At 61.5% G+C, this 11,101-nt stretch carries 9 protein-coding genes; 6 read left to right on the forward strand and 3 right to left on the reverse strand.

The features are described from left to right. The 6 genes from ACFFNA_RS41155 to ACFFNA_RS41180 form a co-directional block, all read left to right on the forward strand. Nucleotides 1-1,817: type I secretion C-terminal target domain-containing protein (locus tag ACFFNA_RS41155; protein ID WP_378926238.1), on the forward strand; the 1,817-nt coding region annotated here is incomplete at its 5' end. Between the two features lie 118 nt (nucleotides 1,818-1,935). Continuing rightward, on the forward strand, nucleotides 1,936-2,307 hold the full coding sequence (locus tag ACFFNA_RS41160) for a hypothetical protein (RefSeq protein WP_111542723.1): 372 nt from the start codon (nucleotides 1,936-1,938) through the stop codon (nucleotides 2,305-2,307). 140 nt (nucleotides 2,308-2,447) lie between these two features. After that, the gene (locus ACFFNA_RS41165) at nucleotides 2,448-3,098 is read left to right on the forward strand and encodes a lytic transglycosylase domain-containing protein (RefSeq protein WP_378926241.1); all 651 of its coding nucleotides are present in this window, start codon (nucleotides 2,448-2,450) and stop codon (nucleotides 3,096-3,098) included. An 89-nt stretch (nucleotides 3,099-3,187) separates the two neighbouring features. Then, complete coding sequence (locus ACFFNA_RS41170) at nucleotides 3,188-4,387, forward strand: type 1 periplasmic-binding domain-containing protein (RefSeq protein WP_378926243.1); 1,200 nt, start codon at nucleotides 3,188-3,190, stop codon at nucleotides 4,385-4,387. A gap of 65 nt (nucleotides 4,388-4,452) precedes the next feature. Next, nucleotides 4,453-5,130: a thermonuclease family protein gene (locus ACFFNA_RS41175; RefSeq protein WP_378926244.1), complete on the forward strand. Its 678-nt coding sequence runs from the start codon at nucleotides 4,453-4,455 to the stop codon at nucleotides 5,128-5,130. 244 nt (nucleotides 5,131-5,374) lie between these two features. After that, nucleotides 5,375-6,127 (forward strand): GGDEF domain-containing protein, encoded by a 753-nt coding sequence (locus ACFFNA_RS41180; protein WP_111542727.1) that lies wholly within the window; start codon nucleotides 5,375-5,377, stop codon nucleotides 6,125-6,127. A 21-nt stretch (nucleotides 6,128-6,148) separates the two neighbouring features. Here the strand turns inward: ACFFNA_RS41180 and ACFFNA_RS41185 are convergent, their stop codons facing one another. From ACFFNA_RS41185 to ACFFNA_RS41195, 3 genes are all read right to left on the reverse strand, one after another. Next, nucleotides 6,149-7,501, reverse strand: a complete 1,353-nt coding sequence (locus tag ACFFNA_RS41185) for an HlyD family type I secretion periplasmic adaptor subunit (protein ID WP_378926247.1) — start codon at nucleotides 7,499-7,501, stop codon at nucleotides 6,149-6,151. Then, entirely contained in the window at nucleotides 7,498-9,267 is a 1,770-nt protein-coding gene (locus tag ACFFNA_RS41190) for a type I secretion system permease/ATPase (RefSeq protein WP_378926273.1), read from the reverse strand. Before ACFFNA_RS41190 ends, ACFFNA_RS41185 begins: the two co-directional genes overlap by 4 nt. A 115-nt stretch (nucleotides 9,268-9,382) precedes the next feature. Then, a partial coding sequence (locus ACFFNA_RS41195; protein ID WP_378926249.1) for a DUF5801 repeats-in-toxin domain-containing protein occupies nucleotides 9,383-11,101 on the reverse strand: 1,719 nt, incomplete at its 5' end.

Below are 11,101 nucleotides of genomic sequence, written 5' to 3' on the forward strand. Positions count from 1 at the left end.
ACGAGAACAATCTGCAGTTCACCGTCAACTATGTGGCCACCGACCATGACGGCGACACGGCGACCGGCTCGCTGTCGATCGACGTCGACGACGACACCCCGACGATCACCGGCATTCAGGACGCGATCATGCCGAACGTCAACAATACCGACGTTCATGGCACTTGGCAGCCGTCTTTCGGAGCGGATGGGCCAAGCCTCACTTCGGCAATCGGCATCGCGATGGGAGCCGCACCGAGCGGGCTGACCTATGCGTTTACCAGCCAGGGGAACAATGCCAATGGCGATGCGGTGACCCAGGTCGATGTGAAGAGCGGAACAACGACCCTCTACACGTTCTACGAATACACCCACTATGACACCGCCACGCATTCGTCCGAGATGTTCGCATACACGACGCTCGGCAGCGCGTTGGCCGCGTCAGGTGCCAACGAGTACTTCACGCTGACTGCTTCGGCGGCAGGCACTTACGATTTCCACCTCGTGACGAACAGCCTGCAGTCGAGCAGCACTTTCGATGTGGTATCGGGAATTCCCAACGGTAATGGTAACTTCGTCAAAATCACCGGTGGCACCGCCAGCTTCACCAACGATCCGGCTCCAGCCACCGGCTATGATGTTCTTATCGACGGCTTCAAGTCGTCAGACACCGATCCGACGCATAACAACGTGTTCAAGAACGCCAACGGCATGGGTATCGGCAACGGCAACCTGGATACGAACGAAACCCTGACCTTCAAGTTTGCTCTCGACCAGAGCCAGGTCACCATCGGCATCGGAAAGGGCGGGAACGACACGACCGAACATTTCCAGGTGACCATCTGGAATGCCGCGCATACCACGTCAGCAAGCTGGAACGTAACGCAGGCTGACGGCACCCCGTTGGTTGTTGACGCAGCCCACTGGGGTACCGGCGGAACAACGACCGGCGCCTTCTTCAATTTCGGCGAGGTGGACGTAACGAACGTTGCGAGCGCCGCCGGCGACGATACCAAAGTCGTCCTGCTGTCGCTTACCTACAACTCCCAGGTAGTCGTCAGTGACACCACGCTAAACTTCGCGCTCGGCATCACCGATCATGATGGCGACACCGTCACCAGTTCCGACAATCTGTCTGTTTCTCTGGTCGGATCACACATCGGCTCCGAGACAGGCACCGACACGACCGCAGAAGTCATCGCCGCGAGTTCCGTAGCCGACACGCTCAACGGTGGTACCGGCCCAGGCGATACAGTCGACTACAGCAATGCGTTGGACTCGGTCACGATCAACCTGCTAACTCAGCTCGTGGGCGGAGCGGGGGCAGCGGGCGACCACATCAGTAACTTCGAAAACGCCATCGGCTCGAATTTCGCAGATACATTGACCGCCAGCAACACCGGGAGTGCACTGTGGGGTGGCGCCGGCAATGACACCCTCATTGGCGGAGCAGGCAATGACACGCTCTATGGCGGCTCGGGACTAAACGCCATGACCGGCGGCGGCGGCAACGATACCTTTGTCATCGACCCGTCCAAACTTGCAGCGGTCGCCATGGTCGATGTCATCGCGGATTATGCTCCGGGCCACGACGTTATCGACCTGTCAGATCTGCTCCGCTCCCTTGGAGGCAACGCGCCGACTACGGATGCCCAGGCAGGTGCTTCGATCGACGTCACTTTCTCAAGCGGCGCCGCTCACGTGATGGCTGACAACAATGGCACTGCTGCCGGCGGCACCATGGTCGAAGTGGCATCGCTGACGGGAGTTGCTAGCGGTTCTGCGATTACCATACTTTATGATCACAACCTGCCGACTCATACCGAAACCGTGGCTTGACGATGTTGATCTACGCACCGAGGGCCACAAACTGGTAGCCCAACAACATAGTGCGCAGTTGCACAACCATGCTATGTATCAGTGAACCATGAATTAGGGATATCGAGGGGAGCTCACTATGAAACGTTCTGCAAGACTGCTGGTTTCCGCTGCGACGCTGTTGCTGGCAGTCGGGTCGACGGGCTACGCCGCCGACATCATCGAAGGCCCTTCGGCCGACTATTGTCGCGTCGTGGGGACGTCCAACCTGGTGCTGACCGACAACATCGTCGACCTCAAGGAGCAGGTGGTCAAGCTGATGGACGAATCGGTCGCCGCCGCCAACAGCTCGGAGTGGATCAACTCGTCCCGGCCGGTTTTCGTCTGGGCATCGGAAGCCAAGGTCGCTTGCGGCATGGCTTACGGCTACCTGAAAACGAACTATCGCGACGAAGATACCCTCAACAAATGCGAGTGTTTTCACGATCGCATGGTCGAGTACATGCACTGAGGGGATAAGCGAACCGACGCCTGTTGGCCATCATGATAGCCGACGGATCATTTTTGAGAGCGATCGCCACAGCGATCGCGTTGGTCGGTTTTGGTCAAACTGTCACGCCGGCCCGCGCCAACTGGCTGGAACGACCTTCCGTGGAACAACAGCAGTCGTCCGACTCGACGCGGCCGACGCACTGTGACGCGGCCACGGAGTGGACCCGGCAGACTTTCAAGGCGTTTGCGAGCTGTCAGGCATCGATCTATGGCCTGGAGCCGGTGCTGGCGCATGCCGTGATGGAGATCGAAAGCGGCTTCGATCCTGACCTGCAGGGCGCCGACGGCGAAGTCGGCCTGATGCAGGTGATGCCGGCGACGGCGCGAATGCTTGGCTTTCGAGGCTCCCTCGACGATCTGGGCGCGCCGGCGACCAACATCGCGCTTGGGGTCAAATATCTGGCCCAGGCCAACAAGCTGGCCGCGGGCGATCTGTGTACCACCGTGATGAAGTATCGCGCCGGGCACAATGAAAGCCGGTTCTCGGCACTTTCGGTCCGCTACTGCCAGCGCGCGCGGGCAATCCTGGCCAAGCAGGGGATTGAAGTGACCGGGCCATTGCCGGTGGCGACATTCGGCTTTGCCGCATTTTCGTCGGGAGGAGAGGATGGGGCTCCGGCCCAGGGAAAAGGCGTTTGCGTGCGCCGTGTGTTCGTGCCCGGGCCACGATACATGAAATGCGCCGACTATCGGACTGCCGGGCAAGCGAGACAGATCAAGGCGCTCAGAGCCAGGCTTTTCGACGGCTAAAACACTACAGACGGCACAGCAACTCCGCCGTAACATGAGTTGAGACCAGACCGGGAAGAATACTCGGCGGCATAGAGGGTGGAGCAATCATGGAAGCTGGCCGACAGGGCCGCGGTCCGCGGACATGGGCAATCGCGTTTGCGCTCGCCATGACATTGTCAGGCTGCCAGTCGAAAGGCGGCGTTTCAGAAGTGCTCGATCCGGCTGCGATTACCGCGCCTGCCGGGCAGAAAGGCGACGCTGGTGCCGGTCCGGCCCAGGCGACCCAGTCGCTGGGCACCGGTTCGACAAAAACCACCATGCTGCTGCCATTGTCCGCTTCCGGAACGGCGGGGGAAAACGGCAGGAAGATGCTCGATGCCGCCAAGCTGGCGATGACGGACATTGGCAATGGATTGCTTACGCTGACGGTAGAGGACACGAAAGGCGACAGCGCACAGGCCAGCAAATTGGCGGTAAGTGCGATAACGACGGGGTCGAAAGTGGTCATCGGCCCAACCGAACTGTCGGCAGCCCAGCATATTGCCACGCTGTCGGGATCGAAGCGGCCACCGGTTCTGGCGCTTGCCGACAATTTCGCCGGCGGCGCCGGGGTTTATGCCGTGCTCCTCAGTGAAGCCGACAGTGCCGCGGCAGGCGCCGCGGGACTCGCTGCCAAAGGTAGCAAGAAGTTCGTGTTGCTTGTCGCGGAAGGCTCAAACGCCAGCGCCGTGGAGAAGCGGGTCGCGAACAGCCTCAGCATCTATGGTGCGACGCTCGCGGTCACCGTTCCGTATTCGGCCAGCGACGGTGGCGCGAAGGCAGTCGACGAAATGGGCTCGCTCGTGGACGCTCCCGACGCCGTGATCGTCGCCAATGGCGATGGCAGCCCATCGCCTATCCTTGCCGCCCTCAAATCAAAGGGCATTCCGGGAAAGGCAATTTCCGTCGTCGGAACCAACCGTTGGCTGGAGCACCCCATGGATCCGCTGTTTGAGGGGGCATATATCGCCACGCTCGATTCGCGCGAGACCGGACCGATCGCAGACCGCTTCAGGACGACATACAATTATCCGGCCGACGTCAATGTGGCCTATGCTTATGATATGGTTGCCCTGACAGCAGGGATTGCTAGTGCGGTCGGGCCCGATGGCTTCAGCAAAAAGGTTCTCGAAAATCCAAGCGGGTTTCGTGGATCGACGGGCCTGTTTCGGTTTCGGGCTGACGGATCCAGTGAACGATCGATGCCGTTTTACCAGATTCAAAAGGGTGCTCTCAAACAGGTTGCGAAATCGACGTCGGGTTTCTGATCGGCTTTGGGAACCGGTCAATCTGATGGGTAGACTGGCTGATGGGTAGGCTGGGCCGCAGCCGCTTGGCCATCGCGCTCGGAAGCCTCCTGCTTCTGGCCGGGGTTCTGCTGATCATTCAGGCCGGGGTTTTGCTTTCGGTCGACCAGCCGGTCCTTGCCCCTTCGCGAAATAGCGGCACGCAGCCAACCCGACTGGCTATGCCCATCGTCGAAGCACACCGACGAGAACCCGCACGCAAGATTGCTCAGAACCTCATCGCTCCGCCACAGCTTGATCCTATGGAGCTCGAACGGGTGGAGCCCCGCCCGCCGCTCACCGATCTTGGTCTGGCCGTACCCCCGAAGGCACCGATGCCGGAAGATTGGCGGGAGATCCTGCTCTTCCGCCCGGTTGCCGCATCGTCCGCGATCTTCGAATCCATGGGCCGGACAGTGATCATCAGCGGGGTGCAAGGCATCGACCTCGACAGAACCTGTTCGTTTCACCACGTCACCTGGCCTTGCGGGCAGCACGCACGTGCCGCCTTCAATTCCTGGTTAAGGGGACGCGCGCTGAGCTGTTTGGTGCCGCCGGACGTCGAGCGTTTTGCCATCGCCGCGCCATGCAGGCTGGGCAGGCAGGATGTCGGCGCCTGGCTTGTCTCCAACGGCTGGGCCACCGCGCTGCCGAGTAGCATCTATGGCAAGGCGCAAGTGACTGCCCAGGGCGCGGAGATGGGCATTTTCGGTCCGCCGCGATAGGCTGCGAGGCTCAAGAACCGGAACAGTCCGGTTGCCGAAGCCGTGCTGGAATGATGGATAAGTCCGTAAGCGACCGTTCAGCGGCCGCTGGCATTCCATTGATTAACCTTTACGGCGCAGATTTCCTGGGCAAGCCGGTTGCGCGAATAATCATTGGGTCCCATTGATCAAATTGTATGGTTTGCGGAAACCGAAAATGCTGTACGCCGGCTCTATGCTGGCTGATCTGACAGGAGATTAGCCAATGGCACAAACCGAAGCGACCGCCTCTGCGCGGGCATGGAGAGGCGTCGCATGGCTGACCTTTCTGGGGACGGCCGTGAGCCTTGGTCTTTCCCTGGGCCTCAACTACCTGCTTCTGTTCAGCGACGCGCTCACGCCGTTCGGGCGCAGCATGATGACCGCTGTGCTGGTGCCCGTGATCATTGGTCTGCCGCTTTTCGCGCTGATCGGCTGGCAGCAGCTTCAAATCCGCGGCTACCGGCAGGAACTCAACAGGTCTGGAACTTATGACAGGTTAACAGGCTGCCTGAATGGGCCGGTCTTCACGTCGATGGTCGAAAGAAGAACAATAAGGCCATCGGCGCCGGGGCCACGCTCGGGCGCCTTCCTGGTCATTCATTCGGAACATATACGGTCCATCAACCTGCGCTTTGGTCTTGAATGGGGCGACGAGGCCTTGCGGCTCATAGCCACAACCATACAATCATCGGTGCGCGCGGAGGACCTGATTGGACGCATAGGGACTTCGATGTTCGGGGTTTTCCTCTCAGGCGCGACCGAAGCAGAAGCCAAGGAAATTGGCGAGCGTATCCGCGCGCGTGTCGCGCAAGTCTATTTCGCACCAAGAGGAACCGAGGATGCCTTGACCATCAAAGTCGGCGGCGTGGTGTTTGAAAAAGAGGTGGATTTCGCGGATATGTTCCAGTCCGCCGAACAGCGCATATCCGACGCACAGGATGACGCCGGGTTTGAATTGAAGCATCTCCACAGCTGACACGCTTCGGGCAGCCTGCGGCTATTTTTCCCGCATCGCTCGGCGGAAGTTCTGCGTGATCGGCTCGGCGAGGTAAGAAAGCACGGTGCGAGCACCCGTCCGGATCATCGCCTCGCTCGACATGCCGGGCAGCAGCTTACGGCCCTCCAGCTTGGCAAGTTCGCTCTTGTCGATCAACACGGTCGCGGCGAAATACGGTGCCCCGCTGCGCTCCTCCACCATTCGGTCAGCCGATACGATCTCCACGACGCCGTCGAGTGGTGGCAGGTTGTAGCGGGCAAAGGCCGGGAAGCTGACGCGCGCGGGCTGTCCGGGGGCGATCGTCTCGACATCCTCTGGTTTGACCATAGCCTCGACCACGAGTTGTTGTCCGAGCGGCACGACTGTCATCAATGTCTCACCAGGTTTCACGACACCGCCCGCCGTGTGGACCTTCAGGTCCATGACGATGCCGTCAACTGGTGCGACGACATTGGTACGGGTAAGAACGTCCTTGGCGGAACGCTCCTGCTGCCCGAGGTCAAATAACTCCGCCTCGACCTTGCTCAACTCGTCGACGGCCTCGTTCAGCCGCACTGTGTTGAGGTTCAGGGTTTGCATGTCGATTTCGGCCATGGCGCTCCTGGCACGGGCGATTGCCGCCACGTTGGTCGCGCGCTCCCCTTCGATCTGGCGCTGTTGGCGTCTGAGCAACAGGTTCCGCTCGCGGGTGGTCAGCCCCTTCTTGAGCAGACCCTCAAGGTCTTTGGATTCACCCTCGATCGCTTCAATCTGCTGGTCCTCGGTGCCGATAAGTTGCTCCAGGCCCGTTATCTCTTCCTCGGTCTGTTGGCGGCGCTGGGTGAGGATTTCCCGCTCGTCTGTCAGGTTGTGGTGCTTCGCCGCGAACACGTCGCGCTGCGCGGCCACCGCGTCCTTTGCGGCGGTGGCCGGGTTTGCGAGCAACGCCGGATCGAACTCGATCTCGGCCTTGCCGTCCCGCTCGGCCCTGAGACGCGCGGCCAGCGCGTCGCGCGTGGCGATCCGGTTCTGGATCAGGCCAAGCTGCGCCTTTGCCTGTGTGTCGTCGAGCCGGACGAGAACCTTGCCCGCCTTGACGATATCGCCGTTGGCGGCGTTCAACTCCGCGATGATGCCGCCCTCGAGGTGCTGGATGAGCTTGCGGTCGCCGGCGACCTTGATAACGCCCGGTGCCACCGCGGCACTGTCCAACGGCGCCAGCGCCGCCCAACCCCCGGCCACGCCGAAGAACAGGAACATGATCGCGAACCCGGTGCACGTCACGCCGGTGAGACGCAGGGGTACCGGTTCCGGCAGGGAGGGTGGCGGCGGGACGGGTAACGGCACGACGTTCAATTCCGGGGAACGGCTCATGCTTCTTTGACCTCTTTGACTTCCTTGACCACTTCGAGGGTTGGCAGTTGGGCTGCCATTGGCATCTGGGTCACCTTGCGGGCGCGGTTGGCGAGTTCGTTGAAGACATAGTCGCGCGGGCCGAAGAGGTCTTGCTGGCCCCGGTTGAGGACCAGCACCTTGTCGACCTTCTCCAGGAGGTTCGGTCGGTGCGCGATCAGGACGATGGTCGTGCCCGCCACCTTGACCGCGCTGAGGGCTGCGATCAATGCGTTCTCGCCATCGCGGTCGAGGTTGGAATTGGGCTCGTCCAGGATAAGGAGTGGCGGGTCGCCGTAGAGTGCCCGCGCCAAGCCGATGCGTTGGCGCTGCCCGCCTGACAGCACCGCGCCGGACTCGCCGATCTCGGTGGCGTAACCCTTTGGCAGCCCCTTGATCAGTTCGTGGACTCCCGCCAACTGCGCGGCCTTGACCACGTTGTTGAAGACCGGCGGGTTGAGCTGCGCGAAGCGGCAGATGTTTTCGGCGACGGTACCGGCGAAGAGCTCGATGTCCTGCGGCAGGTAACCGACATGATGACCACGGTCCTCCGCCGCCCATTGGGCAACGTCCATGCCGTCCAGCAACGCACGCCCCCCGGATGGACGCCAGGCACCGGCCAGTATTCGCGCCAGGCTCGTCTTGCCGGCCGCGCTCGGGCCGATCAACGCCATTGCTTCACCCGGATTGAGCCGGAAGCTGATCCCTTTCAGAATCGGCTCGCCACCCTGTCGCGCAAGCACGAGGTCGTCGGCCTCAAACCGACCCTTCGGTCGTGGTAGTGGCAGAACCGGTGTGGCCTCCGGGTGCTGTCCGGCGACTGCGGTGAGACGCCGGTAAGCGGCACGCGCTCCGACCGTGGCCTTCCATGTGGCGATCGCTTGCTCGACCGGGGACAAGGCGCGGCCCATGAGGATCGAGGCGGAGATCATGATGCCGGCTGAGGCCTCGTTGCGAACTACCAGATAAGCACCAAGGCCCAGTATGGCCATTTGCAGGGCCAGCCGGTGACAACGCGCGATGGCGGCGATGACGCCGCCACGGTTGGCGGCAAGGACTTGTCCTTTGTTCGCCTCGTCCTGCTGCGCCTTCCAGCTCTCCAGCAGTGGCTTTAACATGCCCATCGCCTGCACGACCTCGGCGTTTCGGATCGCAGCCTCAGCCTGCGTGTATGCCCGCGACTGTGCGCTTGCGGCCTCGGTCAACGGCTTGCGCGTGAGGTATTCGTTGAGCACCGCCAGGGCGAAGAGTACGATCCCGCCGACCAGCGCCAACCAACCCAGCCAAGGGTGCATGAGGAATATGGCGGCGAAAAACAGAGGTGCCCAAGGCGCGTCGAGGATAGGGAAGATGCTCGGGCTGGTGAAGAAATTCCGCACTTGATCCAGGTCGCGCAGCGGACGGGCGTTGGCATGCCCGGGCGCCGAGGCGGCATATTCCACCGATGCGGTCAGCAGAACTGGTGCCAACCGCGCGTTCATCCACGATCCGACCTTAGCCAGAAGGCGCCCGCGCACCACTTCCAGCCCCGCCATTGCGGCGAGTGCCCCTGCCGCCATCAGCGATAGCATCACCAGCGTCTCCAGGCTGTGGCTGGACAACACCCGGTGGTAGACCTGGAGCATGTAAAGCGCCCCGGTCAGCATCAGCACGTTGATGCCGCCGCTGAACCAGATAAGCGGCCGGATGGCACGTCTGGCCTCTTTCATCACCACTTGCAGGGCAGGGGGCTGTTGGTTGGTTTTCATCATTTATATCTCTGGTGCAGCAGAATCATCCCGTTATGCAGGATCCGCCTCGTGCGCAGACGGGTGGTGGTGACTACGGGGAGGCAACTTTAGCTACCTCCCCGTAGCTCAGTGATTAGGCGACGACGTCAACGGGTATGTGCTGCGTCCCCGTCGTATCGGCGTCCGCGTCCGCGATCTGGAACGCGAAGTCGAGGTTGGCATTCAACGTCCCGGAGGTCGTCTGCACGAAGCCGATGTCCACGATCTTGAGGACATCGTTATCCTGCGCCTCCCAGGCTTGCGTACCACTGCTTGCACCTTCGACCGGGATGGTGTTGGGGTTGTCGGTGATCCCGTTCAGGTTAATCGCAGAACCTGACAGCCCGTTGCCGGACTGCATGATCTGCATCCCCTGAATTTTGAAGTTCTCACCGGCGGCAAGATTGTAGTCGTTGCTCTCGATAATGAGGAGGGCGTCGTTGTTGTCGAGCGTGAACTCGCTGTTGTACGGGGACGGCACACCACCGGTCGAAAGCTTGAAGAAGTCTTGGTTCTCGACGAAGATCGACCTCGTGGTTTTGACGTCGTCGGCGGTGGATGCTGTGCCTTTGTCATCGATCAGGTCGAGGACCACGATAAGGTCCTCGGAGGTCCCGATACCGTCGAACTTGATGGCGACGCTGGACACGGAGTCTGTCGGGGTGGTTTTCTCTGTACCACCACCGGGGGCACCGGGGTTCACGTCCCCGAGAATGTCCTCGTTGAAGAACCGCAGCGTCAGCAGTTCGTTCTTCTGGATCGTGTCACCCGCGACACCGTTCGTGGATTGGGTTGCCGACACCCAGTCCTCGAAGCTACTGGTGACGAACTGCCCGTTGTTATAGGCAGTGTCGAGAGGCGGTCCGTCCGGTGCGCCGTCACCCGTGCCGTTGAAGCCGAAAGGAGAGCCGGCAGGATTCGTGTTCGCTGTGAACTGCACATAGAACCCGTTGGTGTCGGTCGTACCGTTGTTGAGGTCAAGTTCCGTCACCACGAGTTCCGGGTGTCCGGAGTTACCGGGAGGTGCCTTCCGCAACAGTTCGGAGGTGTGCAGCACGTTGAAGCTGAACCCGTCGATCGGGTCCGTCAGGGTGAAGCTGTAGGTATCGGCGGCCTTGTCGAAGGTCAGGGTGCCGCCCGCCGTAGCATCCTGCACGCCAGCCGTGATCGGGTCCTTGTCATAGTGGAACGAGAAGGTGAACGTTGCACTGGCGGCGTCCTCCGACGTCAGTGTCGCCACGGCTTGGGTAATGCCGGGGGTGCCGGGGTTATCGACCGTGCCGGTCAAGCTGATCTGGACACCGGCGAGGCCTGCGTTGGTGTCGACAAAGTCGGAACCACCGCCCGTGTAGAATGCAGCGTTGTGACTGTCTCGGCCGATGTCGTACCCGAAGGCTCCGGTAGCCGTTGCGTTCAGCACGTTGTGCAGAGTCTCGTGCTCGATCGCTGGGGTAGTGGGGTCACCGTCGAACGGCACCGTGATCGTCGGGCCGTCGTCCTGGAACTGCACGGCATCGCCGATACCGGTCGAACTGGTCGCCGTGTCGCCGTCACCGTCGGTGACCGTCACCACCGCCAGCAAGGCGCTGTCGGTGATGTTCACCGACTCGTCGTGGCTGGCCCCCGGGGTCGGATGAAGGATCGAGGCATACTGCGCCACGCTGACGACGCCGGTCGTGCTGTTGATGGCGACGGCGAACGCCGCCGCGCCAGCGGCCCCGCCGATGCGGCCGACCACCAGGTCGCCTTCCTTGAACAGGAAGATGCTGGTGCCGGCGGTCGTGTCGAGGCCGGAATCCACGCCGGCGGCGGA

Origin of the sequence: Mesorhizobium kowhaii (assembly GCF_042431665.1) — a bacterium.
GTDB classification, from domain to species: domain Bacteria; phylum Pseudomonadota; class Alphaproteobacteria; order Rhizobiales; family Rhizobiaceae; genus Mesorhizobium; species Mesorhizobium kowhaii.

Coding starts and splice junctions, on each gene's coding strand:
- ACFFNA_RS41160 (WP_111542723.1), top strand. CDS start 1,936: ATGAAACGTTCTGCAAGACTGCTGGTTTCCGCTGCGACGCTGTTGCTG.
- ACFFNA_RS41170 (WP_378926243.1), top strand. CDS start 3,188: ATGGAAGCTGGCCGACAGGGCCGCGGTCCGCGGACATGGGCAATCGCG.
- ACFFNA_RS41180 (WP_111542727.1), top strand. CDS start 5,375: ATGGCACAAACCGAAGCGACCGCCTCTGCGCGGGCATGGAGAGGCGTC.
- ACFFNA_RS41185 (WP_378926247.1), bottom strand. CDS start 7,501: ATGAGCCGTTCCCCGGAATTGAACGTCGTGCCGTTACCCGTCCCGCCG.
- ACFFNA_RS41190 (WP_378926273.1), bottom strand. CDS start 9,267: ATGAAAACCAACCAACAGCCCCCTGCCCTGCAAGTGGTGATGAAAGAG.